The sequence below is a fragment of the Rhizobium sp. CF080 genome (assembly GCF_000282095.2).
Lineage (GTDB): Bacteria > Pseudomonadota > Alphaproteobacteria > Rhizobiales > Rhizobiaceae > Neorhizobium.
Map to the genome: position 1 here is coordinate 262,811 of NZ_AKKC02000010.1, position 23,258 is coordinate 286,068.

The window sequence follows — 23,258 nt, forward strand, 5'->3', positions numbered from 1 at the left end:
ATCCCGGCGGCGAATCGCTGCATCGCAGCATCCGCCCTATCCGATCAAACTTATTCCCCGAAACATGGCTGACAAGCACGTATTGAATGACTATCTCGTGAGGAACAATTGCTTTCGTCAATGCTTACGGACGAACCGGGACTGAAAGATGGCAGTGCAAACGATAAATTCGGCAGCCGATGCCGCAGGGCTTGCGGCCCTGATTTCGCGCGCTTCCGAGCAAACGGGCGACGGAAAGCGCGGTTTACCGCCTGTCGACAAGTGGAATCCGCCCTTTTGCGGCGATATCGACATGGAAATCCGTGCCGACGGCACTTGGTTCTATATGGGCACGCCGATCGGCCGCGCACCGCTTGTGCGGCTGTTCTCGACGGTTCTGCGAAAGGATGAGGACGGCCGGACCTATCTCGTAACACCTGTGGAAAAAGTCGGTATCCGCGTCGTGGACGCGCCCTTCCTCGCGGTCGAGATGCAGGTGACGCAGCGTGAAGGCCGCCGCGTCCTCACATTCAGGACAAATGTCGGTGATGTGGTGGAGGCGGGGCCGGAACATGCCCTGCGCTTCGAGATAGCGGGCGAGAACCGCGAGCTGAAGCCCTATCTTCTGGTCCGCGGCCGGCTGGAGGCGCTGGTCTCCCGCGCCGTGATGTACGATCTCGTGGAACTCGGTGAGGCGATCGTGATAGACGGGGTGCCGATGTTCTCCGTCCGCTCCGGAACGGAGGTCTTTCCCGTGATGCCCGAGGCCGAATTGGACGCCTTATCGCAATGAGTGACTATCCCCTTTTTTCGGCCGGCGATTTCCGCCGCCGGGCGCTGAACCAGAATGGCGGACCGATCGATCACGCCTGGCGCGATCATGGCGACCATCTGCTCAATCCGACGCTGGTCGATTTCGCCGCGGGGCTGAAGCTGAGGGATGCGGCGGTCCTGGTGCCGGTCGTCGACGACGGCGACGAAGCCAAGGTGATCCTGACGCAGCGGACATCGACGATGCGCCAGCATTCCGGCCAGATCGCCTTTCCGGGTGGCGGGATCGACCCGGAGGACCGGTCGCCGGAACAGGCGGCGCTGCGCGAGGCAGAGGAGGAGATCGGTCTCGACCGCTCCTTTGTCGAAACGCTGTCGCGGCTGCCGACCTATTATGCCGCCACGGGCTTTCGCATCACGCCGGTGCTTTCGGTGGTCAAGCGCGGTTTCGAGATCACGCCTAACCCGACCGAGGTGGACGAGGTTTTCGAAGTGCCGCTGTCCTTCCTGATGAACAAGGCCAACCACCAGCGCGGCAGCCGCGAATGGGACGGCATGGAGCGGCATTTCTACGTGATGTCCTACGAGGAACGAGAAATCTGGGGCATTACCGCGGGCATTCTGCGCACGCTCTATGAAAGGCTTTATGCATGACCAGTGTAGCCGACGAGGTCTGGTTCCGGGACCCGGCGCTGCAGCGCATCCTGACCCTGCTCAATGCCGATGGCGGCGAGGCGCGGGTGGCGGGCGGCGCGGTGCGCAATGCGCTGATGGGGCTTTCCGTCGCCGATGTCGATGTCGCGACCACGCTTCGTCCGGAAAAGGTGGTCGAGCGGGCGGTGACGGCCGGTATCAGGGCTGTGCCGACAGGAATTGAGCACGGCACGGTAACGCTTGTCATCGACGGCCACGGTTTCGAGGTGACGACGCTCAGGCGCGATATCGAGACGGACGGGCGGCGTGCCAAGGTTGCCTTCGGCACCGACTGGCAGGCGGACGCCGAACGGCGGGACCTGACGATCAACGCGCTTTATGCGGACGCTCAAGGCGAGGTGATCGACCTCGTGAACGGGCTGCCGGATATCCAGACGCGCACTGTCCGCTTCATCGGCGAGGCCGCCGAGCGGATTGCCGAGGACTACCTGCGCATCCTGCGCTTCTTCCGCTTCTTTGCCCACTACGGTTCCGGCCGGCCGGATGCGGATGGTTTGAGGGCCTGCGCACGCGCCAAGGACAAGCTTTCGACGCTGTCGGCCGAGCGGGTCTGGTCCGAGACAAAGAAACTCCTCTCCGCCACGGATCCTTCCCGCGCGCTGCTGTGGATGCGGCAGGCGGGCGTGCTCACCGAAGTCCTGCCCGAGACGGAAAAGTGGGGTATCGACGGCATTCACGGCCTCGTTGCGGCTGAAAAGGCGCTCGGTTGGCTTCCCGACCCGATGTTACGGCTGGCGGCGATCGTGCCGCCGGACGCGGCGCGATTGGATGCCTTGGCGAAGCGTTTGAGGATGTCGAATGCAGAAGCTACCCGGCTTGCAGCCTGGGCGAATGCGCCGGCGCCGCCGGACGAGGTGACTGATGTCGGCTTCGACCGGCTGCTTTACCGCCACGGCGCGGAGGGGTTGATCCTGCGGCTGAAGCTTGCTCTCGCCTCGGCGCGAACCGCGGCGGAAGGCGATCCGGCGGCGATGCGCAAATCCGCGCGGCTGTCGGTGTTGCTGAAGAGGGCGGAGAAGTACGAGAAGCCGGTCTTCCCGCTCGGCGGTGCCGACATCGTCGCAGCCGGCGTGCCGGCCGGAAAGCGGGTCGGGGAAATTCTGAAGGAACTGGAAGACTTCTGGGTGGAGCGCAATTTTGCTCTCGACCGGGCGGCGCTGGCTGCCCGGCTGGAAGATATGATCCGTAGTTCGCTATGATGTCAGGCGGTTTACCGCTCTGACATCCGGCGGCTTGCCGCTTACGGCTTACGAAAACAGACCCGAGCGCTTCGATGCAGAACGGCTGACCGCCTCGGTCCGTTCCAGGCGTCAGGCCGCTGCAGCTCCGTTTTCGTCGTGAATGCGCGCCTTGATGTTCTCGACCATGTTTTCGCGGATGATCTCTTCGCCGTGGGCCGTACGCAGATGTTCCACGGCGCGGCGAACCACTTCGGCATCCTCATCGGCACGGGTATGCCACTGGCAACCTGGCACGAGCGTTCCGCATTCGAACAGTCGCATGACATTTCTCCTGTTAGCGTTGGACTGGAGGCGGCGGACATCTCCTCATATCCGCCGGCCGCCAATCCCGATAACTCGGAAACTACAACGACCGTTCCCGGCGTTTATTCGGAAAGTGCCCAGGCGTGGAAGACGGAAGCCTGTTCCTTACCCCTTTCCCGTGCCGGTTCGTCATTGGCAGCCGACGTGGCGACCGACTTGCCGGCAAGCTGACGCGTGACCTGGTCCACATAGAAGGAATGGGGAAGCTCGCCGCCGGTTCTCGCGCGCAATTCCGTCGCAAGGCGGTCGATCATTTCAATGGTGTCAAGGGAACGGGCGTCCTTGTTCTCAGACGCATCCGGCATGGGCATGCTATTCGGTGCCATCATGGCGATCCTCCTCCGGTACAACCAAGGGGACGCTACCACCGCCGAATCGATTCTGATATCGCATTTGTTAAGGGCGAGATATTGGGGCCTGTTTTTTACCCGAAATCGTTAATTTCGTGATTTAGATCTAAGGCCACCTTACAACCGGAGGCAGTGACGACAGGATGGACTCGACATTGCCGCCCGTCTTCAACCCGAAAATCGTGCCCCGGTCGTAAAGCAGGTTGAACTCGACATAGCGGCCGCGGCGGATCAGCTGTTCGTCGCGATCATACTCCGTCCACGGCCTGTTGAAATTGGCCCGGACGATCTTCGGATAGACGAGGTTGAAGGCACGGCCGACATCCTGGACGAAGGCGAAGTCCGCATCCCAGCCGCCCTTTTCCTCGACAGGATGCAGCCAGTCAAAAAAGATGCCGCCGATACCGCGCGCTTCGTTACGGTGCTTCAGGAAAAAATAGTCGTCGCACCAGGCCTTGTAGCGATCGTAGTCGGCGACCGCCTCGTGGCGCTTGCAGGTGATTTCCATAACCCGATGGAAGAGCGTGCTGTCGGGGTCCGTCTGGGTGCGGCGCCGGTCGAGCACCGGAGTCAGGTCGGCGCCGCCGCCGAACCACTGGCTCGACGTCACCACCATGCGGGTGTTCATGTGGACGGTCGGCACGTTGGGATTGACCGGGTGGGCGATCAGGGAAATGCCCGACGCCCAGAAGCGCGGGTCTTCCTCGGCACCCGGCATCTGGCTGCGGAAATCCGCGGAAAACTCGCCATGGACGGTCGAGGTGTGGACGCCGACCTTCTCGAAGACGCGCCCCTCCATCATCGACATCCTGCCGCCGCCACCGGCTCCGCCGTCGCGCAGCCAGTCCTTGGGTTTGAAGCGGCCGGGCTCCTGGTCGGAGAGGGGGCCGGTCAGCTCGTCCTCGAGGCCTTCGAGCGAGGCGCAGATCGTGTCGCGCAGGCTCTCGAACCAGGCGCGCGCCGTCGCCTTCTTGTCTTCGATGTCCTCGGGCAGCCCCTTTGGCAGTACCGGCCGTTCCATGTCTTTATTCCTCTCGCCATCCCCTTGGCGCGATTCGCATTTTTCCGATCGGGGATTAGCAGTTCTGGCTTTCGCGAACCATTCCATCGGTTGTCGCAGGTGGAAAATGAGACTCGCAAAGCGTGTCGCTCGGCATTATCTTTACCTCATAAACAGGTGCTGATCAGAGGCTTTCATGGCAAAGTTCACACCCCCGCCGCTCGACGGGCTGAAACGCAGGATCGACCGCCACCGGGAGGAAAAGGCCGGCGAGCGACAGGGCATGTTCGTGCGGCAGACTTTCGAGCTCTCGCGGGAAGAAGCGCGCGAAAAGGCGCGCGAATGGTTTCAGGAATTTCCGAAGGCCGCCTACTGGACGGAAGTGGAAAGCTGGCGCCAGCTCGAAGGCGACCGCATCGAATTTACCATGCGCCGGCTGCCGACGGCGGATTGACCCGATCCATCACTGCGGGTCCTCATAGGTGTAGAGCGCGCACATCTCGTCGCTGCTCTTCGGCGGATTTCTCCCCGTAAACACGGCGATCGCCGACATTCCCTTGGCCGACGCCCAATTGGCGACATAGGTTACGTCGCCCGATCCGCAGAGCTGGTTGCCGTTCTCGAGTTCCGGATCGGCCGGTTCCGCGACGCGGTAGACCGATGCCGGCACCCGCCTGCCATTCACGCGGAAATTGTCGGCGACGAGGTCGGAGAATTCCAGCGATTCCTCGTTCTCGAAGGTGATGCTGAAATCGTCCAGCCAGACGTCGCCGGTGACGCTCATCGCCGTCTTGCTGACCGCGGTATAGTGTTCTGCCTCCTGGGCGCAGACGGACGAAGCCGTTAGGGCAAGGGCGGCAACAGTCATCGTGTAGAAAAGCAGATTGCGCATCTCGGTCCTTGATGGCCTGGGGCTGGGAAGTACGAAGCTCGATCGCGGAAACATAGGCGATCTCCGATGTTTGGCCCATGGCCTTCGATCGGTTTGACATGTGTTTTTCGAAAGATGCTGAACAGGCGGGAGCAGGGAGTGAGCCTATCCGCGCAATCAACTGACATTCACCTCTTCGTCCGCCTCCAGCAAGATCGGCCCCGCACCCTTTTCGCCGAGCATGTCGAGCGGGTTCCTGAGCGGGCAGTCCTGCATTGACAGGCAGCCACAGCCGATGCAGCCGGTCAGGTGGTCGCGCAGCGCCGTGAGGCTGGCGATGCGTGCGTCGAGCTGGCGTTTCCAGGTTTCCGAAAGGCGCTGCCAGTCCTTTGCCGTCAGCGGCCGGTCGTGCGGCAGGACGGAAAGCGCCTCGGCGATATCGGCGAGTGGTATGCCGGTCTTCTGGGCAACCTTGATGACCGCGACCCGACGCAGCACGACGCGGGGATAACGGCGCTGGTTGCCGCGGTTGCGGCGGCTCTGGATCAGCCCTTTGGTCTCGTAGAAATGCAGGGTCGAGACCGCCACGCCGCTGCGTGTCGCCACTTCGCCGACCGTCAGTTCCAGCTCCAGCCTGGCACCTGGATTTTTCTTCGTCAATGCTGTTGACCTCAATATTGCTTGAGGTTTTATAGTAGAGGCTTGCTGAAAGAAAACCGGAGCCTAGGTCAATGAAGAAAAAAACCCGTCTGCCGCAGCGCCTCGCCTGATATCATCGCCGCCGACATGGCGACGTTGATGGAGCGCTGGCCTTGGACCATCGGGATCAGGATGCGGGCGTCGGCGGCCTCATGCACCTGGTCCGGCACGCCGGCGCTTTCGCGGCCGAAGAGCAGGATATCGTCCGGCCGGAACGCGAAGCTCGTGTAGGGCAGGGCGGCCTTGGTGGAGGCAAGCACGACGCGCCTGCCGTTTGCCTTGCGCCAGTCATCGAAACGCTGCCAGTTGACGTGGCGGGCAAGCGTGACGCTCTCCAGATAGTCCATGCCCGAGCGTTTCAGGTTCCGGTCGGAAATGTCGAAGCCCGCCGGCTCGATAATATCGACCGAAAGGCCAAGGCAGGCGGCGAGCCTCAGGATCGTGCCGGTATTGCCTGCGATATCCGGCTGGTAAAGGGCGATGTGCAGGCCAGAGGAAATGTTGGTCATAGGCCCGTCCTTACGGGAAACCGGCGCTCGATCTCAAGCTCTTTCGATGCACGGCATGGCTGTGACGATCGGGCAACAGAAAAGCCCTGGGTGGTCGGACGCGGCGATTTGCTCTTTTCAATCTGTGCCCGAGAGGGTAGAAGACTTGTGTCACTCAACGCCACTTATGGAGGCCTACATGGATATGACCGTGCTTTCGCGCCTCCGCCGCCAGATTATTCGCTTTCTGGCCTAGGCGTTCGCGGTTTCTCGCAAACTCTTCCCTTCCTGACTCGTTACGTGGCCGACATCCGGCCTCGGTATCCTAGGTTTTCGCCGCCCGATTCTGGCCGCCTTGCGTGCCGAGCCGGCACGGCAATCCGATTTACGGAGCTTTTTCATGTTCTCGTGGTTCGAACGGCGCGTTGATCCTTATCCTGACGAGGCGCCCGCACTACCGCCCGCCGGCCTTGCGGCCTTCCTGTGGCACTATACCAAGCCGGTCTGGCCCTGGGTCGTCATCATGTCGACCTGCACGATGCTGATCGCGATCGGCGAAGTGGCGCTGTTCCAGTTCCTCGGCGATATCGTCGACTGGCTGTCGAATGCCGATCGGACGACTTTCCTGGAAAGGGAAGGGCCGAAACTGTTCTTCATGGCCTTCGTGGTGCTGGTTGGCCTGCCGGCGGTCGCGACGCTGAACTCGCTCATCATGCATCAGATCCTGATGGGCAATTTCCCGATGATCGCACGCTGGCAGATGCACCGCTTCCTGCTGCGCCACTCGATGACGTTCTTCGCCAACGAGTTCGCCGGCCGCGTCTCCACCAAGGTGATGCAGACCTCGCTCGCGATCCGCGAAACGGTGATGAAGGTGCTCGACGTGTTCGTCTACGTCTTCACCTATTTCATCTCGATGATCGCGATCGTCGCGGCCGCCGACCTGCGCCTTGCGGTGCCGCTCGTGTTGTGGATCATCTTCTATTCGCTGACGGTCGCCTATTACGTGCCACGCTTGCGCAAGATCTCTGCTGAACAGGCGGATGCCCGCTCGATGATGACCGGCCGCGTGGTGGACAGCTATACGAACATCGCAACCGTGAAGCTGTTTTCGCATGCGGGACGGGAAGAAACCTATGCGCGCGACGCCATGGATATCTTCCTGAAGACCGTGCACGCGCAGATGCGCAAGGTGACGGGTTTCCAGGCGCTGGTCTACTTCTACAACTGCGTGGCGCTGTTTACGGTCGGCGCGCTGTCGATCTGGTTCTGGCTGGATGGCGTCATCTCGATCGGGGCGATCGCGATTGCCATCGGCCTTGCTATGCGCATCAACGGCATGTCGCAATGGGTGATGTGGGAAGTCTCGGCGCTCTTCGAAAACATCGGCACCGTCTATGACGGCATGTCGATGATGACCAAGGCGCATGACGTAGTGGACCAGAAGAGCGCTTCGACGCTGACCGCGAAAAAGGGCCATATCCTTTACGACAACGTCCACTTCCACTATGGCAAGGGCAAGGGCGTCATCGATGGCCTGACGCTCGATATCCCGGCCGGTCAGAAGGTCGGACTGGTCGGCCGCTCCGGCGCCGGCAAGACGACGCTGATGAACCTGCTGCTGCGCTTCTACGATCTGGAAGGCGGCCGCATCACCATCGACGGCCAGGACATCGCCGGCGTCACGCAGGACAGCCTGCGTTCGCTGATCGGCGTCGTCACCCAGGATACGTCGCTGCTGCACCGGTCGATCCGCGACAACATCGCCTACGGCAAGCCGGATGCGACCGACGCGGATATCATCGAGGCGGCGAAGCGGGCGAATGCCTGGGATTTCATCGACGGGCTTGCCGACATGCAGGGACGCAAGGGTCTCGATGCGCATGTGGGCGAACGCGGCGTGAAGCTGTCGGGCGGCCAGCGGCAGCGCATCGCGATTGCCCGCGTCTTCCTGAAGGACGCGCCGATCCTGGTGCTCGACGAGGCGACCTCGGCGCTCGACTCGGAAGTCGAGGCGGCGATCCAGGAGAACCTGTTCTCGCTGATGCAGGGCAAGACGGTGATCGCGATCGCCCACCGGCTATCGACGCTCACCGAAATGGACCGGCTGATCGTGCTCGATCGCGGCCGGATCATCGAGGCCGGCACCCATCGCGAGCTGGTTGCGACCGGCGGCATCTATGCCGACCTCTGGAACCGCCAGTCGGGTGGCTTCATCGGTCACGACGACGTGATCGAAGAAGAGGCGGCGGAGTAAGCTCCGCCGCCATCATACGGCATGCTAAACCTATGAGTTTTTGTCCGATAAAATATTCTCTAAAGTTGCGTTGCGGGAATTGATGGTTGCTAAATCAGCAATCAATTCTCGCATTGCGTGTTAAATATTCATTAGCGCTAAACAAACAACCTGATCTCGTCCGCGGATATTGGGCTCCGCCGGTCTTTTGAAACGCAAGGGACGCCGATGCCGATCGGGCAGCACGGGTGTCCAGCATTCGAGGTAGGGTCATGGGTTTTGCATCCAATCTGAAGATCAAGGTTCTGCTGCCGGCATTGTTTGCCGGCGTGACATTCATCGCCGTCGCACAGGGCGTCGCCGCACTCATTTCTCTCGATACGCTGAAGAACCAGGTCGATCTGCTCGGACGTGAACGGATGCCGCGCATCATGATGATCAGCAAGATGGATCATGTCGTCAGCCTCCTTCGCCGCAACCATGCCGATCTGCTCCTCGCCGACGATCAGGACGAGCTCAAGGCGAGCTACGATGCCCTCGCCAAGCGCATTGCCGAACGCGATGAACTGTTGAAGACCTTCGCTGAAACCACCCAGCAGCCGCAGACGCGGGAGCAGTTTGCTGCCCTGAAAACGGCGCTTGCGGATTACGACAAGGCGGCCAAGGTCTTCGTGGGTCAGGTTGACAAAAGAGTGCCCGAAGCGGCCGAGGATACCTACCGCGGACCGATGCGCGACGCCGGCCGCGCCGTCACGGCCGCGCTCGACGCGATGACGGTGAACAACCATGAGATCAGCCAGAATACCGTGACGGCAAGCGACGACGTTTATTTGCAGGGATGGTGGATGACGATCGCAGCGCTGGGGCTTGCCGGTCTCGTGGCGGTGGGAGCCGCGCTGATCAGCTATTTCCGCGTGGCCAAACCGATCGCAACGATTACCCAGGCCATGGGCGCGCTTGCCGCCGGCGACAATGCCAGCGTCATTCCTTTTACCGAACGCCGTGATGAAATCGGTTCGATGGCCGCTGCCACCGCCGTCTTCCGCGACAACGCGCTCGACCGTATCCGGCTAGAGCGCAGTGCCGAGGAAAACCGCAGCCTTTCCGAAAAGGAACGGCTGATGCGCGAGCAGCAGAAAGCTGCCGAGGCAACGCAGATCAAGGTCGCCGTCGACGGTATCGCATCCGGTCTTTCAAGTCTTGCCGACGGCGACGTCTCTCACCGTATCGCGACACCCTTTGCCGGTGAACTCGATCAGCTGCGGACTAATTTCAACACCTCGATGGAGAGGCTGCAGGCAACGCTGGTCGCAGTCGGCGAGAATGCCCGCGCCATCGATGCCGGCGTCAGTGAAATCCGCTCGGCTGCCGACGATCTTTCGCGGCGCACCGAGCAGCAGGCCTCTTCCGTGGAGGAAACGGCTGCGGCGCTCGAAGAAGTGACGACGGCGGTCAAGGATGCGGCGTCGCGCGCCGATGAAGCCGGTCGGCTCGTCGCCCACACGAAGGCGGGTGCGGAGCGCTCCGGCGTGATCGTCCGCGATGCCGTAACCGCCATGCACGAGATCGAAAAATCCTCTGGCGAGATTTCCAACATCATCGGCGTTATCGACGACATCGCCTTCCAGACCAACCTTCTGGCGTTGAATGCCGGCGTCGAGGCGGCGCGTGCCGGCGAGGCGGGCAAGGGGTTTGCGGTCGTCGCTCAAGAAGTGCGCGAGCTTGCCCAGCGTTCGGCCCAGGCTGCCAAGGAGATCAAGGCGCTGATCACCAAGTCCGGCGAGCAGGTTCGCCAGGGCGTAGATCTCGTTGGCGAAACAGGACGGACGCTCGAAGCGATCGTCTCGCAGGTCAAGAATATCGACGGCAACGTTTCGGCGATCGTCACGACCTCGCGGGAACAGTCGACCGGACTTCAGGAGATCAACGTTGCAGTCAACCAGATGGACCAGGGCACGCAGAAGAACGCCGCCATGGTGGAGGAGACGACGGCTGCGACCCACAGTCTCGCCAGGGAGGTCGCTGCGCTGATCCAGCTTCTCAACCAGTTCAAGCTTGGCGAAGGTTATGGCACGCAGGTCCGGGCGGCATCGCAAGGCGCGGTGCCGGTTCGATCGCCTGCCCGGGCGATCGGCCAGAAGCTCGCACAAGCTTATGGCGGTGGCCAGGCTGCGGCCAACTGGTCGGAGTTTTGAGGTCGCGTCACCCCGCGTTACCTCGAAGAACCGGCGCCGGCTTCCCCCAGCCGGCGTCGGTTGATCTCTGAAAGGCATGTCCCCGCTCGGCGGGATGCCGAAGAAGCCATGGCAGATCGTCTTGGCGCCGATCATTAAGAAAATGTAAGCCGCCATGAGCCGGCTTTCGCTTTGCTGCCGATCAGAATCCGCCTATATCCGGTCCATGTTGAAATCGGTCTTCCGCATCTTCGAAAGCTTTATCAAGCCATTTGCGAGGCGGGACGACCTGAAGCCGCCCGCGGGTCTTGTCGGCTTCATCTGGTTCTATGTCCGTCAGGCAAAGCTGCCCTTCTTCGTGATGCTGGTGCTCGGTGGGCTTGCGGCCGGTGTCGAGGCGGCGATGTTCTGGTATGTCGGCCGGCTGGTCGATATCCTCGACACGACGAAGCCCGCCGACGGCTGGTCGGGGCTGCTCGCCAATCACGGCACCGAACTGGTGGTCATGGCGCTGGTGGTCGGCATCGGCCGCTTCCTGATCGGACTGATGACCGCTCTCGTCGACCAGCAGATCATCACCCCCGGTTTCTACAACCTGGTGCGCTGGCAGTCCTACATCCACGTCTCGCGCCAGTCGCTCTCCTTCTTCCAGAACGACTTTTCCGGTCGCATCGTCACCAAGGTCTGGTCGGCCGGCCAGGCGACCGGTGACGTCCTGACCTCCTTCATGGAAAGCGTCTGGTTCGTCGGCATCTATTCCGTCTCGACCATCGCGCTGGTCGCGGGCCTCGACTGGCGGCTTGCTGTGGTGGTCGTCGCCTGGCTGGCCATCTTCGCCTTACTGGCCCGCCATTACGTGCCCCGCATCCGCGAGCATTCGAAGCAGACAGCCGAAGCGGGATCGATGATCAGCGGCCGCATGGTGGACGCCTATTCGAATATCCAGACGCTCAGGCTGTTCGGCCGCGACGAGGCGAACGACCGATACATGCTGTCGGGCTTCGAGAGTTTTCAGGACACGATAATCGCGTTCACACGGCTGCTCACCAGCGTGCGCGCCTCGATGGCCTTTCTCTCCGGCACGATGATCGTCACCATGGCGGCGATGAGCGTGCATCTGTGGCTTTCTGGCCTGATCTCGTCCGGCGCAGTCGCCTTCACCATGGCGCTGATGCTGCGGCTGAACTTTCTGCTCGGTCGGCTGATGACGCAGCTCAACGGCATCATGCGCAATATCGGCACGATCCAGAACTCGGCCGAGCTGATCTCGCAGCCGATCGGGCTGGTCGATGCGCCAGGCGCAACGCAGCTGGTGGTAAAACGCCCGGAAATCCGTTTCGAGAATGTCAGCTTCCACTACGGCAAGGCAAAAGGCGTCATCGACAACCTGTCGCTCACCATCCGGCCGGGCGAAAAGCTCGGCATCGTCGGGCGCTCGGGCGCGGGCAAGTCGACGCTCGTCAACCTGCTCCTGCGTTTCTACGATCTCGAAGGCGGTCGCATCCTGATCGACGGGCAGGACATTTCCAAAGCGACCCAGGAATCGCTGCGCGCCCAGATCGGCATGGTGACGCAGGATACGTCGCTGCTGCACCGGTCGATCCGCGACAATATTCTCTTCGGCCGGCCCGACGCGACCCAGGCGCAGCTCGTCGAGGCGGCGCGCAAGGCGGAGGCCGATACCTTCATTGCCGCCCTCGAGGACCAGCGTGGCCGCAAGGGTTTTGACGCGCATGTCGGCGAGCGCGGCGTCAAGTTGTCCGGCGGCCAGCGCCAGCGTGTGGCGATCGCCCGGGTGATGATCAAGGATGCGCCGATCCTGGTGCTCGACGAGGCCACCTCGGCGCTCGACTCCGAGGTGGAGGCGGCGATCCAGTCAAACCTGGAGCGGCTGATGCAGGGCAAGACCGTGCTCGCCATCGCGCACCGGCTGTCGACCATCGCGGCGCTGGACCGCCTCATTGTCATGGACAAGGGCCGGATCATCGAGGACGGCACCCATAGCGAGCTGATCGTGCGGGGAGGGCTCTATTCGGAGCTCTGGGCAAGGCAGTCCGGCGGCTTCCTCGCCGCGGACGCCGCCCAATAATATTTCCCGCTCATTGCCCGGTGATGGCGATCTCGGCGATCAGGCCGTAGTGGTTCGAGCCGAGCGCATCGGGAATGCGGGTCAGCGACTTTATCTTCAGCGGCGCCCGCGCATAGACATGGTCGATCGGCAGGCCGAACACGCCTGCCCGGATCGGCCACGTGGCGGGTTCGAACCCGGCGGTCGCCAGATCGGTATTGCTGAGGAACCGTCGCATGTTCGGCGCCAGGCTCGAGGCGTTGAAATCACCGGACAGGAGCAGGGGGCCGGTCGTTTCGCCGATCGCCAGCGCGGCGCGGTTCAGTTCCATCGAATGGAAATTGTCGAAATAGGGCTTGGTCGTATGCATGCCGACGAAATTGATCGGCCGGCCGGCGACGGTTACCTTCGCCAGGATGAAGCGATCGGGGAAGATGTCGCTGAGCGACTGCACGATGGGCGCCTCGATCGGCACCCTGGAGAGCATGAGCTGGTCGCAATCCTCGATCAGCACGCCGCAGCCGACCCGGTAGGGATAGGTTTTTGCGAGCTCGTCCATGTAGACGCGGAGCGGTGCCGCTTCCATGATGTTGACGAGGTCGGCGCCGGAGGTCTGGATCGTCCGGACGATACCTTCCGCATTGGTGAAATTGTCGTTGAGGATGTTGAAGGACAGTAGCTTGAAGGTCGGTGCATTGGCCTCCGCTGCCGCCAGAGGTGCTGCGAATTCGCGGCCCATCAGCACCGCATGCCCGGCAAACAGAACCGAGACGGCGAACAGCAGCCAGACGGCGAAGTGCCGCTTGACGAGCAGCGCGACGATCAGGGCCAAAACGCAAGCCACTGCTGCATGCAGCTGCAGGCTGTAGAGCGTTCCCAAAGTCCAGTGCGGGTGTATGTAACGCGTCCCGATCGCCATCAGCACAAGCGACACGATGACGCAGATGGCAACCGATAGTGTTTGTCTCATTCGGGTATGTCCGGGACGGCCGCCTTCTGTCGTGCGCTTGGCCTAACATGAGGCCCGATTTGTTGCAATGCGGCACCCGGCAAGGCAGTTAACGGCAAGCCCGCCATCCCCGTCATTTTCCTCGCAAAAGGCCAGGTTTTTTCGGGCTGATCACGCCTTTCCATGCCATGTTTCTTGGGCCTGTGCTCTGCCCGACACGGTGGCCCGGAACCCTTCGGGTTTTCCCGCGACAAACTGGTCGCAGCCCCTTGCCAAGGCTGGACATATTTTGCGATCAAGCATAGAACGCGCCGGATTGCTGGGGAATCTATGGTCGAATTGTGTTCAACCGAGATTCGCCCGGACGGGGGCAGGGCGGTTTCCGCGAATTGCGTGAGAAGGATGATTGAGCCGTGAGCGAGCACGACACACATAGCGAAACACTGGGCGAGCCCACTCGCCGTGATTTCCTTTACCTGACGACCGGTATGGCCGGCGCCGTCGGCGCTGTTTCCGTGGCATGGCCCTTCATCGACCAGATGCGTCCGGACGCCTCGACGCTGGCGCTCGCCTCGATCGAAGTCAATGTCGCGGCTCTCCAGCCGGGCATGTCGCTGACGGTCAAGTGGCGCGGCAAGCCGGTGTTCATCCGCAACCGCACCCCGGAAGAAATCAAGGCTGCCGCCGACGTGCCGATGGCCGAGCTCAAGGATCCGGTCGCCCGCAATGCCAACCTGGCACCCGATGCGCAGGCAACCGGCATCGACCGCTCGGGCGGCGCCGGCAAGGAAAACTGGATCGTGATGATCGGCTCCTGCACCCATCTCGGTTGCGTGCCGCTCGGCCAGTCCGGCGAATACAATGGATGGTTCTGTCCGTGCCACGGGTCGGTCTACGATACGGCTGGCCGTATCCGTAAAGGCCCGGCCCCGGAGAACCTCGCCATTCCGACTTTCAGTTTTAAGTCCGATACAGTTATCCAGATCGGGTGAGGGGATACATACTTATGAGCGGTCATTCCACATACCAGCCGTCGACCGGCATCGAGAAGTGGATCGATTCGCGGCTTCCGCTGCCGCGCATGATCCATGACAGCTTCATTTCCTACCCCGTTCCCCGCAATCTGAACTATGCCTACACCTTCGGCGCCATGCTGTCGGTGATGCTGATCGTCCAGATCCTCACCGGCGTCGTTCTGGCCATGCACTATGTCGCATCGACCGGTGCCGCCTTCGACTCGGTCGAAAAGATCATGCGCGACGTCAACCATGGCTGGCTGCTGCGCTACATGCATGCCAACGGCGCATCGTTCTTCTTCGTCGCCGTCTATCTCCATATCGCCCGCGGCCTCTATTACGGCTCCTACAAGGCGCCCCGCGAAATCCTCTGGATCCTCGGCGTGGTGATCTACCTGCTGATGATGGCGACCGGCTTCATGGGCTACGTTCTGCCCTGGGGTCAGATGTCCTTCTGGGGCGCGACCGTCATCACCGGCTTCTTCTCGGCCTTCCCGCTGGTTGGCGAGTGGATCCAGCAGTTCCTGCTCGGCGGCTTTGCCGTCGACCAGCCGACGCTGAACCGCTTCTTCTCGCTGCACTACCTGCTGCCCTTCATGATCGCCGGCGTCGTCGTGCTGCACATCTGGGCGCTGCATGTCACCGGCCAGACCAACCCGACCGGCGTGGAAGTGAAGACCAAGACCGACACCGTCGCCTTCACGCCTTATGCGACGATGAAGGATGCGCTCGGCGTCTCCGTCTTCCTGATCGTCTATGCCTGGTTCATCTTCTACATGCCGAACTTCCTCGGCCATCCGGACAACTACATTCCGGCCGATGCCCTGAAAACGCCGGCTCACATCGTTCCGGAATGGTACTACCTGCCGTTCTACGCGATGCTGCGCGCCATCACCTTCAATGTCGGCCCGATCGACTCCAAGCTCGGCGGCGTGCTCGTGATGTTCGGCTCGATCATCATCCTGTTCTTCCTGCCCTGGCTCGATACCTCCAAGGTTCGTTCTGCCGTCTATCGCCCGTGGTACAAGCTGTTCTTCTGGCTCTTCGTTGCGAACGCCATCATGCTCGGCTGGCTCGGTTCCCAGCCTGCGGAAGGCGTCTTCACGCTGATGTCGCAGTTCGGCACGGTCTACTACTTCGGCTTCTTCCTGGTGATCATGCCGCTGCTCGGCCTGTTCGAAACGCCGAGGCGCATTCCGAATTCCATCACGGAAGCGGTTCTTGAAAAAAAGAACGGCAAATCCGCCGAAGCCCGCGCCTGACGCCTGCGACCGAGAGGGATTAGAATTATGAAAAAGCTTGTTACAAGCCTCGTCTCGCTGGCCTTTCTGGCGGGAGTGGGCGTTGCCTCGGCCGTGGCGCAGGAAAATCACGCTGCGGCACCCGCTGCCGAACATTCGGAAACGCCGCATTTTCCGATCAACCATCCCAAGGAAACCGACTGGAGCTTTGCGGGTCCGTTCGGCCACTATGACAAGGGCCAGCTGCAGCGCGGCCTGAAGGTCTACACGGAAGTCTGTTCCGCCTGCCATTCGATGCGTCTCGTCTCCTTCCGCACGCTGGAAGACCTGGGTTATTCGGAAGCCCAGGTGAAGGCGTTCGCCGCCAACTACAAGGTTCAGGACGGCCCGAACGACGACGGTGAAATGTTCGAACGCGCCGCCGTGCCATCCGACTACTTCCCGTCGCCATTCGCAAATGCCCAGGCTGCCGCTGCCGCCAACAACGGCGCAGCGCCGCCGGACATGTCGCTGCTCGCCAAGGCCCGCGGCGTGACCCGCGGCTTCCCGCAGTTCATCTTCGACATGTTCACCCAGTACCAGGAAGGCGGACCGGACTATATCCATTCGCTGCTGACCGGTTACCAGGAACCGCCGGCTGGCGTCGAGGTTGCTCCGGGCACCCATTACAATCCGTATTTCGCCAGTGCTGCCGCACTCGCCATGGCTCCGCCGCTCAGTGGCGACCAGGTGACCTATGACGACGGCGCGCCGCAGACGGTCGACCAGTATGCCAAGGACGTCTCGGCCTTCCTGATGTGGGCTGCCGAGCCGCATCTCGAAGAACGCAAGCGCACCGGCTTCATGGTGCTGATCTTCCTGGTGATTTTCACCGGCCTGATCTACCTGACCAAGAAGTCGGTCTATGCCAGCAAGGAACACTGAGGTCCTGACCTCGTGATGTGAAAAAGGCGGCCCCGGCCGCCTTTTTTGTTGGGAGGACGGGCTTCAGTTGATAGGCTCGTTCCCTGTTCCTGCCGCCAATCGTTTGGGTTCACATGTCTTTCAAAACCGATCTCTCCGCCGCCATCCGCTCCATCCCGGATTATCCGAAGCCCGGCATCATCTTTCGCGACATCACCACGCTGCTCGGCGATGCCGTTGCCTTCGGCCGGGCGGTGGATGAGCTGGTCGAGCCCTATGCGGGACTCGGCATTGACAAGATCGCTGGCATCGAGGCGCGGGGGTTCATCCTCGGCGGCGCGCTGGCGCATCAGCTGAAGGCCGGGTTCGTGCCGATCCGCAAGAAGGGCAAGCTGCCGCACCAGACCGTGCGGATGGCCTATAGCCTGGAATACGGCACCGACGAGATGGAGATCCATGTGGATGCGGTGAAGGCCGGTGAGAAGGTGATCCTGACCGACGACCTGATCGCGACAGGCGGCACGGCGGAAGGTGCGGTGAAGCTGCTCAGGCAGCTCGGCGCCGAGATCGTCTCGGCCTGCTTCGTCATCGACCTGCCGGATCTCGGCGGCCGCAGGAAGCTCGAAGAGCTCGGTGTGGAAGTCAGGACGCTGGTGGAGTTCTCAGGTCACTGACGCATCGGCTGCAGAGGCGTTTCGGGTGAGGGGAACCCCTCACGCGAATTCCAGCACCGTGCCTACGTAGCGCATCACCACGTCACCGTGCTGGTTGACGCCGTCGCAGACGGTCATGTTGATCCAGGTGCCGGGGCGGGAGGTGAGCGGCCGGCTTTCGGTCAGCGCAACGGAATAGGTGATGCTGTCGCCGGCATAGACCGGTTTCAGCCATTGCAGCCTCTTGAAACCGGCCGACGGCCCGAGCTTCGGGGCGGTGATGCCCTCGCTTTCGAGGCGCGCCACCTCGGCTTTCCAGTAGGCGACATAGGTCTTCATCCAGCCGGCGCAGGTGTGCCAACCGGAGGCGCAGAGAGCGCCGAAGACATAGTTCTTTGCCGCTTCGGCATCCACATGGAAGGGCTGCGGGTCGAATTTCTTCGCGTAGAGGACGATGTCCTCGGCGGTGAACAGAAGCGTTCCGGTGATAATCTTCTTGCCGGGCGGGGAAAGCTCGATCAGCCTCATGCAGCATCTTCCCGGGCGTCTCGCAGCCGCATCATGATCGGGTTCTCGCCGCGCATGACGATCTCGCCGCGTTGGTTCTCTACCTCGTGCAGGAACTTGACGATGCCGATGCCGGGGCGGGAGCGAAGGGGACGGGATTCGAGCACGGTCGAGCGGCCGGACAGCGTATCGCCGGCGAGAACCGGCTTCTTCCATTCCATGAACTCGATGCCGGGCGATCCTTCGGAGGACGAGCTGGACAGCCAGCCGTCGAACATCATGCGCATGAACATGCTTGCCGTATGCCAGCCCGACGCCGACAGTCCGCCAAGGATGCTCGCCTTGCCGGCAGCTTCGTCGAGATGCATGGGCTGCGGATCGAATTCGGCGGCGAATTCGACCATCTCGTCGGCCGTCACCAGCTTGGGGGCGAGGGGCAAGGATCGGCCCTGGGGGAAGTCTTCGAAATAAAGCATTGGCACGGCCTTTGGTCGTTCTGAAAGCGGCGCCACATTAGAAAATGACGGGCGGTGTCACAATCTCTTTTCGCCACGATTTTAAACACCGGCAAAACGGCGAAACACTACTGTGTTTTCAAACAAATCGTGCTCATGTGCCGGGGCGATCGAAGCTCAATCGGGACGGATTCATGGCCACGCTCAGGCAGATATTGGACAAGGCCGCCGCCGCGGGGCTGGTCGCCGCGACGCAGGTGCCGAGCCTCGAGGCTCACCTCGTGCAGCACGGCGTTCGGGCAGAGGTGGCGCTCACTGAGCCGCAGAGCACGATCGAGAGCGATATTGTCGATACGGAAGTGCCGCGTTTCATTCGCGGTTTCCACGACGTGCTGATCACCATCGGCGTGCTCATCCTGCTTGCGGGCATATGGGGGCTGGCCTCGGTTCTCGCGCTGCTGCCGGCCGTTATCGTGCTGGCGGAAATTCTGGTGGTGCGCCAGCGGCTCGCGCTGCCCGCGGTGGTGCTGAGCCTCGCCACGGTCGTCTGGGCCCTGTTCACGACCATGGCAGTTATCGATGGGCTGGACATCCACCCCATAGGCGTCGTTTCGATGCTCCTGGTCCTGCTGCCCCTGCCGCTGGTCATGGGGATGTTCTACTGGCGCTATCGCATTCCGATTGCGCTGGCGATCCTGCTGCTTTCGGCCTTTACCCTGGCTCTGACGGTGGTCATCTATCTCCTCGGCCGGGCCGTCGGCACCGACGATTTCGTCGAGAGCTTCCCGCTGATATCGTCCGCCATCTTCTTCCTGTCGGCGGTCGGCCTGTTTGCGGTGGCGATGGGCTACGACCTGTCCGACCCGCTGCGCGTCACGCGGCGATCGGATATCGCGTTCTGGATCCATCTCGCCGCGGCACCGGCGCTGCTCTATGCGATGCTGTCCTTCGTCTTCCTGCAGAAGGGAACCGGGCTTCTGTCGCTCGATCGCTTCGACGCCTATGACAGCGCCGGACAGGTGCTGGTGGTCGTCATCGTGCTGATGGCGATCGGCCTCATCATCGACCGCCGCGCCTTCGTGACTTCGGGGCTCGTGTCGCTGATCGCCGCAGTCGTCAGCATTCTCGCCCAGGGCGATCTCGGAGGCGGCAGCGCCGTCTTCGTGGCGCTGCTGGTGGTCGGTTCAGTGGTGCTGGTGATCGGCGTCGGCTGGCCGCAATTGCGGCGGCTGGTCGTCGGCCTCCTGCCGGAGGACTTGAAAGCAAAACTGCCGCCACTCAGATGAGGGCGGCAGCAGAAGGTTCGACAATCAGGCCGGCGGCGATCAGGTGTTGAAGCGGAAGTGAATGACGTCGCCGTCCTGGACGACGTATTCCTTGCCTTCGTCGCGGCCCTTGCCGGCTTCCTTGGCGCCGACTTCACCCTTGAAGTTGATGTAGTCGTCATAGGCAATGGTGAAAGCGCGGATGAAGCCGCGTTCGAAATCGGTATGGATGACGCCGGCTGCTGCTGGTGCCTTGGTGCCGCGCACGATTGTCCAGGCGCGGGTTTCCTTGGGGCCGACGGTGAAATAGGTGATCAGGTCGAGCAGGTGGTAGCCGGCGCGGATCAGCCGGTCGAGGCCGGCTTCCTCGAGCCCGAGGGCCGACAGGAATTCCTTGGCTTCCTCTTCCGGAAGCTGGGCCACTTCGGATTCGATCGCGGCCGAGATGATCACGCATTCAGCACCCTGTTCCTTCGCCATGACGGCGACGGCCTCAGTGTGCTGGTTGCCGGTCGAGGCATCGGCTTCCGCGACGTTGCAGACGTAGAGGACCGGATGCGAGGTCAGAAGGTTGAGGCCCTTGAGGATCTCGATCTCTTCGGGCGCCAGCGACTTCAGGAGCAGACGCGCCGGCTTGCCGTCGTTCAGCAGCTTGATCACCGCATCCATGACCGGCAGCTGCGCCATGGAATCCTTGTCCTTGCTGGCGGCGCGCTTGCGGGTCTGTTCGACGCGGCGCTCCAGGCTTTCGAGGTCGGCGAGCATCAGCTCGGTCTCGATCGTGTCGGCATCGCTGACCGGATTGATGCGGCCCTCGACATGGGTGATGTCGTCGTCCTCGAAGCAGCGCAGCACATGCACGACCGCATCGACTTCGCGGATATTGGCGAGGAACTTGTTGCCGAGGCCTTCACCCTTGGATGCGCCGCGCACGAGGCCGGCGATATCCACGAAGGAGATGCGGGTCGGGATGATTTCCTTGGAGCCTGCGATCGCCGCCAGCTTCTGCATGCGCGGATCGGGCACGGCCACTTCGCCGGTATTCGGTTCGATCGTGCAAAAGGGATAGTTGGCTGCCTGGGCGGCCGCCGTCTTGGTGAGCGCATTGAAGAGAGTGGACTTGCCGACATTCGGCAGGCCCACGATACCGCATTTGAAACCCATGGGTCCGGACCCTGTATCTGAAGAAATTTCGTTGGTGTGGCTATGGGGGAAAGTGCCGGAGCGGTCAAGGCTTGGTCGGGATATCTGCGCGACGGAGGCTCTGGGACATCATCTTGCTGACAAAGCCATTTGGCCTTATTTTACCTTAAAAGGAAGCAGCCATGACCGTTTTTACAGTGACGACAAAGGGTGAAGTAACGCTCACGCAGGATGTCCTGAAGCGTCTCGGGATGCAGCCGGGCGACCAGGTTGCCGTGGTTGAACGCGCCGACGGAAAGCTCGAACTGTCAGCCCTGAAAAACACTGATACGGATGTCGTCAAAGGCAGGAAGACAGGGGGACTCGAAGCGTTTTTCGGAAGCCTCAAGAATAAGCACAACGTTCACTTGACCATCGAGGAAATCAACGAAGAGATCGCAAAAGCCTGGGCGGGCGAGAATGATCATCGCTGATACGAACCTGCTCCTACGGGCGGTGCTCGATGATGATGTAAAGCAATCCCATCTGGCGAGACGTTATCTCGCCGAGCTTGATAAAATCGCGTTGCCGCTCCCGGCGATTTGCGAATTTGTCTGGGTCCTTTCACGACGCTACAAGCTTGATGCATCCGATATTGCATCGTCACTGCGTGAGCTTGTCGATGATGCACGGATCTGCTGCAATCGCGACGCCGTTGACGCCGGCCTCGCCTTTCTCGATGCCGGCGGGGATTTCGCTGATGGCGTGATTGAGTTCGAAGGCCGGAGACTGGGTGGCGATACGTTTGTGAGTTTCGATAAGCGTGCGGTAGCGCTCATCCAGGCAAAGGGTCGCAAGGGCATATTGCTTGACGCCGATTGATCCGCCATTCGCCGAGCAGTTGCTTGAAAAACCTCGGTTGCGGTGCGATATAGCCGGCATGCTTCCGCAGAGGCCCTTGTCATCAGGAACCGCCGATGGCCGAAGATACCACCGTAAAACCGAAGACGAAAACCAAGACCAAGCTGGAGCGGCCGAAGCTCTACAAGGTGCTGCTGGTCAATGACGACTATACGCCGCGTGAATTCGTGACCATGGTGCTGAAGGCCGTGTTCCGGATGAGCGAGGAGACTGGCTACCGGGTGATGCTGACCGCGCACCGGATGGGGCTCGCGGTCGTCGTGGTCTGCACCAAGGATATCGCCGAGACCAAGGCGAAGGAAGCGGTGGACCTTGCCAAGGAGGCGGGTTTCCCGCTGATGTTCATCACCGAGCCCGAGGAATAAGACTTATCTCTTCTTTCCCGCCTTCACGCCGAGCGCCTCGGCGCTGATCCAGAAGACCGCATCCTGGGACTCGGCGGTTTCCAGCCAGAGGAAATCGAGGTCGGGGAATTCCTCCTCGAGGATTTCGCGGCCCGAGCCGATTTCGCAGATCATGCCGCCTTCCGGGTTCAGATGTGCCGGCGCCTCCGCCAGAAGACGGCGGACGATATCGAGCCCGTCGACGCCGCCATCGAAGGCCATAGCCGGTTCGGAGCGGAATTCCTCCGGAAAGCCCTCCATCGCCTCGTGATCCACATAGGGCGGATTGGTGATGATCAGGTCGTATTTCCGTTTGCCGAGCGGCGCGAAGAGATCGCCTTGATGAAGTGCCAGCTGGTCTTCCACGCTGTGTTCGGCGACGTTGAGCTTTGCCACCTCCAAGGCGTCGGGCGACAGATCGACCGCATCGACCGCGGCGTTCGGGAAGAATTTCGCGGCGAGGATGGCGAGGCATCCCGATCCCGTGCAGATGTCAACGGCGCTCTCGACGCTCAGCGGATCCGGCAGGAAGGTGGAGCCGCTTTCGCCGAGATATTCGCTGAACAGGATTTCGCCGATATGGGAGCGGGGAACGATGACCCGTTCGTCGACGATGAAGCGCACGCCTTGGATATAGGCATGGCCGGTGAGGTAGGACGTTGGCTTGCGGGTCGTCACGCGGGCGTCGATCCGCTCGGCCAGCAGGCGGCGCTCGGCGGGCAGCAGGCGTGCGTCGAGGAATGGATCGAGCACGTCGATCGGCAGGTCGAGCGAGTCGAGGATCAGGAAGGCGGCGTCGTCGCTTGCCGTCGTCGTGCCGTGGCCGTAGCTGAGGTTTGCGGCGTTGAAGCGGGAGATGGCAAAACGCCAGTAGTCGCGAAGGGTGACGAGTTCGCCGGTGATGTCATCCATGTTCGGGGCCTGGGTCATGTCGCGCTTCCGTTTTCGA

At 61.7% G+C, this 23,258-nt stretch carries 26 protein-coding genes; 15 read left to right on the forward strand and 11 right to left on the reverse strand.

Translation table 11 applies throughout. From position 1 onward, the window contains the following. Positions 1–148: 148 nt before the first annotated feature. The 3 genes from PMI07_RS23730 to PMI07_RS23740 are packed head-to-tail and all read left to right on the forward strand — an operon-like array spanning position 149 to position 2,663. Positions 149–772, forward strand: a complete 624-nt coding sequence (locus tag PMI07_RS23730; RefSeq protein WP_007761789.1) for a DUF1285 domain-containing protein — start codon at positions 149–151, stop codon at positions 770–772. Then, entirely contained in the window at positions 769–1,404 is a 636-nt protein-coding gene (locus PMI07_RS23735) for a CoA pyrophosphatase (protein ID WP_007761790.1), read from the forward strand. The genes PMI07_RS23730 and PMI07_RS23735 overlap by 4 nt, the downstream gene beginning before the upstream one ends. After that, positions 1,401–2,663, forward strand: coding sequence for a CCA tRNA nucleotidyltransferase (locus PMI07_RS23740; RefSeq protein WP_007761791.1), 1,263 nt, complete (start codon positions 1,401–1,403; stop codon positions 2,661–2,663). Before PMI07_RS23735 ends, PMI07_RS23740 begins: the two co-directional genes overlap by 4 nt. A 111-nt stretch (positions 2,664–2,774) precedes the next feature. Here PMI07_RS23740 and PMI07_RS23745 read toward each other — a convergent pair whose 3' ends face one another. The 3 genes from PMI07_RS23745 to hemF form a co-directional block, all read right to left on the reverse strand. Further along, positions 2,775–2,966 carry a DUF1059 domain-containing protein gene (locus PMI07_RS23745; protein WP_007761792.1) on the reverse strand — a complete coding sequence of 64 codons (192 nt, stop codon included), beginning with the start codon at positions 2,964–2,966 and terminating at the stop codon, positions 2,775–2,777. 104 nt (positions 2,967–3,070) lie between these two features. Next, the gene (locus tag PMI07_RS23750; RefSeq protein ID WP_037088036.1) at positions 3,071–3,337 is read right to left on the reverse strand and encodes a hypothetical protein; all 267 of its coding nucleotides are present in this window, start codon (positions 3,335–3,337) and stop codon (positions 3,071–3,073) included. Between the two features lie 127 nt (positions 3,338–3,464). Then, positions 3,465–4,379: an oxygen-dependent coproporphyrinogen oxidase gene (gene hemF / locus PMI07_RS23755; protein ID WP_007761802.1), complete on the reverse strand. Its 915-nt coding sequence runs from the start codon at positions 4,377–4,379 to the stop codon at positions 3,465–3,467. A gap of 175 nt (positions 4,380–4,554) precedes the next feature. On the opposite strand from hemF, the gene PMI07_RS23760 reads away from it, so the two are divergent. Further along, a complete protein-coding gene (locus PMI07_RS23760) occupies positions 4,555–4,812 on the forward strand; it encodes a hypothetical protein (RefSeq protein WP_007761805.1) in 258 nt (85 codons plus the stop codon). A 9-nt stretch (positions 4,813–4,821) separates the two neighbouring features. Here the strand turns inward: PMI07_RS23760 and PMI07_RS23765 are convergent, their stop codons facing one another. The 3 genes from PMI07_RS23765 to PMI07_RS23775 form a co-directional block, all read right to left on the reverse strand. Then, the gene (locus PMI07_RS23765; RefSeq protein WP_007761807.1) at positions 4,822–5,250 is read right to left on the reverse strand and encodes a hypothetical protein; all 429 of its coding nucleotides are present in this window, start codon (positions 5,248–5,250) and stop codon (positions 4,822–4,824) included. A gap of 156 nt (positions 5,251–5,406) precedes the next feature. Next, positions 5,407–5,889, reverse strand: coding sequence for a redox-sensitive transcriptional activator SoxR (soxR, locus tag PMI07_RS23770; RefSeq protein ID WP_007761809.1), 483 nt, complete (start codon positions 5,887–5,889; stop codon positions 5,407–5,409). Positions 5,890–5,957: 68 nt separating this feature from the next. Next, complete coding sequence (locus tag PMI07_RS23775; protein ID WP_007761810.1) at positions 5,958–6,437, reverse strand: tRNA (cytidine(34)-2'-O)-methyltransferase; 480 nt, start codon at positions 6,435–6,437, stop codon at positions 5,958–5,960. Positions 6,438–6,816: 379 nt separating this feature from the next. Here PMI07_RS23775 and PMI07_RS23785 point away from each other — a divergent pair, with 379 nt between their 5' ends. The 3 genes from PMI07_RS23785 to PMI07_RS23795 all read left to right on the forward strand — a co-directional run bounded on the left by PMI07_RS23785 (position 6,817) and on the right by PMI07_RS23795 (position 12,915). Next, a complete protein-coding gene (locus PMI07_RS23785) occupies positions 6,817–8,673 on the forward strand; it encodes an ABC transporter ATP-binding protein (protein ID WP_007761811.1) in 1,857 nt (618 codons plus the stop codon). 251 nt (positions 8,674–8,924) lie between these two features. Next, the gene (locus PMI07_RS23790; RefSeq protein WP_007761818.1) at positions 8,925–10,847 is read left to right on the forward strand and encodes a methyl-accepting chemotaxis protein; all 1,923 of its coding nucleotides are present in this window, start codon (positions 8,925–8,927) and stop codon (positions 10,845–10,847) included. Positions 10,848–11,001: 154 nt separating this feature from the next. Further along, positions 11,002–12,915, forward strand: a complete 1,914-nt coding sequence (locus tag PMI07_RS23795) for an ABC transporter ATP-binding protein (RefSeq protein WP_051484249.1) — start codon at positions 11,002–11,004, stop codon at positions 12,913–12,915. Positions 12,916–12,925: 10 nt separating this feature from the next. On the opposite strand, the gene PMI07_RS23800 is transcribed toward PMI07_RS23795, so the two are convergent. Then, the gene (locus tag PMI07_RS23800; protein WP_007772854.1) at positions 12,926–13,864 is read right to left on the reverse strand and encodes an endonuclease/exonuclease/phosphatase family protein; all 939 of its coding nucleotides are present in this window, start codon (positions 13,862–13,864) and stop codon (positions 12,926–12,928) included. Between the two features lie 392 nt (positions 13,865–14,256). Here PMI07_RS23800 and petA point away from each other — a divergent pair, with 392 nt between their 5' ends. From petA to PMI07_RS23820, 4 genes are all read left to right on the forward strand, one after another. Then, positions 14,257–14,835: a ubiquinol-cytochrome c reductase iron-sulfur subunit gene (petA, locus tag PMI07_RS23805; protein WP_024164087.1), complete on the forward strand. Its 579-nt coding sequence runs from the start codon at positions 14,257–14,259 to the stop codon at positions 14,833–14,835. A 14-nt stretch (positions 14,836–14,849) separates the two neighbouring features. Beyond that, positions 14,850–16,121 carry a cytochrome b N-terminal domain-containing protein gene (locus PMI07_RS23810; protein WP_024164088.1) on the forward strand — a complete coding sequence of 424 codons (1,272 nt, stop codon included), beginning with the start codon at positions 14,850–14,852 and terminating at the stop codon, positions 16,119–16,121. 27 nt (positions 16,122–16,148) lie between these two features. Continuing rightward, entirely contained in the window at positions 16,149–17,024 is an 876-nt protein-coding gene (locus PMI07_RS23815; RefSeq protein WP_007758872.1) for a cytochrome c1, read from the forward strand. Between the two features lie 113 nt (positions 17,025–17,137). Beyond that, the gene (locus PMI07_RS23820) at positions 17,138–17,677 is read left to right on the forward strand and encodes an adenine phosphoribosyltransferase (RefSeq protein WP_007758873.1); all 540 of its coding nucleotides are present in this window, start codon (positions 17,138–17,140) and stop codon (positions 17,675–17,677) included. 39 nt (positions 17,678–17,716) lie between these two features. On the opposite strand, the gene PMI07_RS23825 is transcribed toward PMI07_RS23820, so the two are convergent. Both PMI07_RS23825 and PMI07_RS23830 read right to left on the reverse strand, forming a co-directional pair. After that, on the reverse strand, positions 17,717–18,184 hold the full coding sequence (locus PMI07_RS23825) for a MaoC family dehydratase (protein ID WP_007758874.1): 468 nt from the start codon (positions 18,182–18,184) through the stop codon (positions 17,717–17,719). Beyond that, positions 18,181–18,639 carry a MaoC family dehydratase gene (locus PMI07_RS23830; protein WP_007758875.1) on the reverse strand — a complete coding sequence of 153 codons (459 nt, stop codon included), beginning with the start codon at positions 18,637–18,639 and terminating at the stop codon, positions 18,181–18,183. Before PMI07_RS23830 ends, PMI07_RS23825 begins: the two co-directional genes overlap by 4 nt. A 173-nt stretch (positions 18,640–18,812) precedes the next feature. Between PMI07_RS23830 and PMI07_RS23835 the strand changes: the two genes are divergently transcribed. Next, positions 18,813–19,904: a hypothetical protein gene (locus tag PMI07_RS23835; RefSeq protein WP_007758876.1), complete on the forward strand. Its 1,092-nt coding sequence runs from the start codon at positions 18,813–18,815 to the stop codon at positions 19,902–19,904. Between the two features lie 39 nt (positions 19,905–19,943). Here PMI07_RS23835 and ychF read toward each other — a convergent pair whose 3' ends face one another. Further along, positions 19,944–21,047 carry a redox-regulated ATPase YchF gene (ychF, locus tag PMI07_RS23840; RefSeq protein WP_007758877.1) on the reverse strand — a complete coding sequence of 368 codons (1,104 nt, stop codon included), beginning with the start codon at positions 21,045–21,047 and terminating at the stop codon, positions 19,944–19,946. A 161-nt stretch (positions 21,048–21,208) separates the two neighbouring features. Between ychF and PMI07_RS23845 the strand changes: the two genes are divergently transcribed. The 3 genes from PMI07_RS23845 to clpS all read left to right on the forward strand — a co-directional run bounded on the left by PMI07_RS23845 (position 21,209) and on the right by clpS (position 22,291). After that, complete coding sequence (locus tag PMI07_RS23845; protein WP_007758878.1) at positions 21,209–21,499, forward strand: AbrB/MazE/SpoVT family DNA-binding domain-containing protein; 291 nt, start codon at positions 21,209–21,211, stop codon at positions 21,497–21,499. Further along, positions 21,486–21,887 carry a type II toxin-antitoxin system VapC family toxin gene (locus PMI07_RS23850; protein WP_007758879.1) on the forward strand — a complete coding sequence of 134 codons (402 nt, stop codon included), beginning with the start codon at positions 21,486–21,488 and terminating at the stop codon, positions 21,885–21,887. Before PMI07_RS23845 ends, PMI07_RS23850 begins: the two co-directional genes overlap by 14 nt. 95 nt (positions 21,888–21,982) lie before the next feature. Further along, complete coding sequence (gene clpS, locus PMI07_RS23855) at positions 21,983–22,291, forward strand: ATP-dependent Clp protease adapter ClpS (RefSeq protein ID WP_007758880.1); 309 nt, start codon at positions 21,983–21,985, stop codon at positions 22,289–22,291. Between the two features lie 3 nt (positions 22,292–22,294). Here clpS and prmB read toward each other — a convergent pair whose 3' ends face one another. Further along, on the reverse strand, positions 22,295–23,239 hold the full coding sequence (prmB, locus tag PMI07_RS23860) for a 50S ribosomal protein L3 N(5)-glutamine methyltransferase (protein ID WP_007758882.1): 945 nt from the start codon (positions 23,237–23,239) through the stop codon (positions 22,295–22,297). Positions 23,240–23,258: the final 19 nt, after the last annotated feature.

Bases quoted from the DNA above. Each gene is read 5' to 3' on its own strand.
- PMI07_RS23730 (WP_007761789.1), top strand. From the start codon at position 149: ATGGCAGTGCAAACGATAAATTCGGCAGCCGATGCCGCAGGGCTTGCG.
- PMI07_RS23735 (WP_007761790.1), top strand. From the start codon at position 769: ATGAGTGACTATCCCCTTTTTTCGGCCGGCGATTTCCGCCGCCGGGCG.
- PMI07_RS23740 (WP_007761791.1), top strand. From the start codon at position 1,401: ATGACCAGTGTAGCCGACGAGGTCTGGTTCCGGGACCCGGCGCTGCAG.
- PMI07_RS23745 (WP_007761792.1), bottom strand. From the start codon at position 2,966: ATGCGACTGTTCGAATGCGGAACGCTCGTGCCAGGTTGCCAGTGGCAT.
- PMI07_RS23750 (WP_037088036.1), bottom strand. From the start codon at position 3,337: ATGATGGCACCGAATAGCATGCCCATGCCGGATGCGTCTGAGAACAAG.
- hemF (WP_007761802.1), bottom strand. From the start codon at position 4,379: ATGGAACGGCCGGTACTGCCAAAGGGGCTGCCCGAGGACATCGAAGAC.
- PMI07_RS23760 (WP_007761805.1), top strand. From the start codon at position 4,555: ATGGCAAAGTTCACACCCCCGCCGCTCGACGGGCTGAAACGCAGGATC.
- PMI07_RS23765 (WP_007761807.1), bottom strand. From the start codon at position 5,250: ATGCGCAATCTGCTTTTCTACACGATGACTGTTGCCGCCCTTGCCCTA.
- PMI07_RS23775 (WP_007761810.1), bottom strand. From the start codon at position 6,437: ATGACCAACATTTCCTCTGGCCTGCACATCGCCCTTTACCAGCCGGAT.
- PMI07_RS23785 (WP_007761811.1), top strand. From the start codon at position 6,817: ATGTTCTCGTGGTTCGAACGGCGCGTTGATCCTTATCCTGACGAGGCG.
- PMI07_RS23790 (WP_007761818.1), top strand. From the start codon at position 8,925: ATGGGTTTTGCATCCAATCTGAAGATCAAGGTTCTGCTGCCGGCATTG.
- PMI07_RS23795 (WP_051484249.1), top strand. From the start codon at position 11,002: ATGAGCCGGCTTTCGCTTTGCTGCCGATCAGAATCCGCCTATATCCGG.
- PMI07_RS23800 (WP_007772854.1), bottom strand. From the start codon at position 13,864: ATGAGACAAACACTATCGGTTGCCATCTGCGTCATCGTGTCGCTTGTG.
- PMI07_RS23810 (WP_024164088.1), top strand. From the start codon at position 14,850: ATGAGCGGTCATTCCACATACCAGCCGTCGACCGGCATCGAGAAGTGG.
- PMI07_RS23815 (WP_007758872.1), top strand. From the start codon at position 16,149: ATGAAAAAGCTTGTTACAAGCCTCGTCTCGCTGGCCTTTCTGGCGGGA.
- PMI07_RS23820 (WP_007758873.1), top strand. From the start codon at position 17,138: ATGTCTTTCAAAACCGATCTCTCCGCCGCCATCCGCTCCATCCCGGAT.
- PMI07_RS23825 (WP_007758874.1), bottom strand. From the start codon at position 18,184: ATGAGGCTGATCGAGCTTTCCCCGCCCGGCAAGAAGATTATCACCGGA.
- PMI07_RS23830 (WP_007758875.1), bottom strand. From the start codon at position 18,639: ATGCTTTATTTCGAAGACTTCCCCCAGGGCCGATCCTTGCCCCTCGCC.
- PMI07_RS23835 (WP_007758876.1), top strand. From the start codon at position 18,813: ATGGCCACGCTCAGGCAGATATTGGACAAGGCCGCCGCCGCGGGGCTG.
- ychF (WP_007758877.1), bottom strand. From the start codon at position 21,047: ATGGGTTTCAAATGCGGTATCGTGGGCCTGCCGAATGTCGGCAAGTCC.
- PMI07_RS23845 (WP_007758878.1), top strand. From the start codon at position 21,209: ATGACCGTTTTTACAGTGACGACAAAGGGTGAAGTAACGCTCACGCAG.
- PMI07_RS23850 (WP_007758879.1), top strand. From the start codon at position 21,486: ATGATCATCGCTGATACGAACCTGCTCCTACGGGCGGTGCTCGATGAT.
- clpS (WP_007758880.1), top strand. From the start codon at position 21,983: ATGGCCGAAGATACCACCGTAAAACCGAAGACGAAAACCAAGACCAAG.
- prmB (WP_007758882.1), bottom strand. From the start codon at position 23,239: ATGACCCAGGCCCCGAACATGGATGACATCACCGGCGAACTCGTCACC.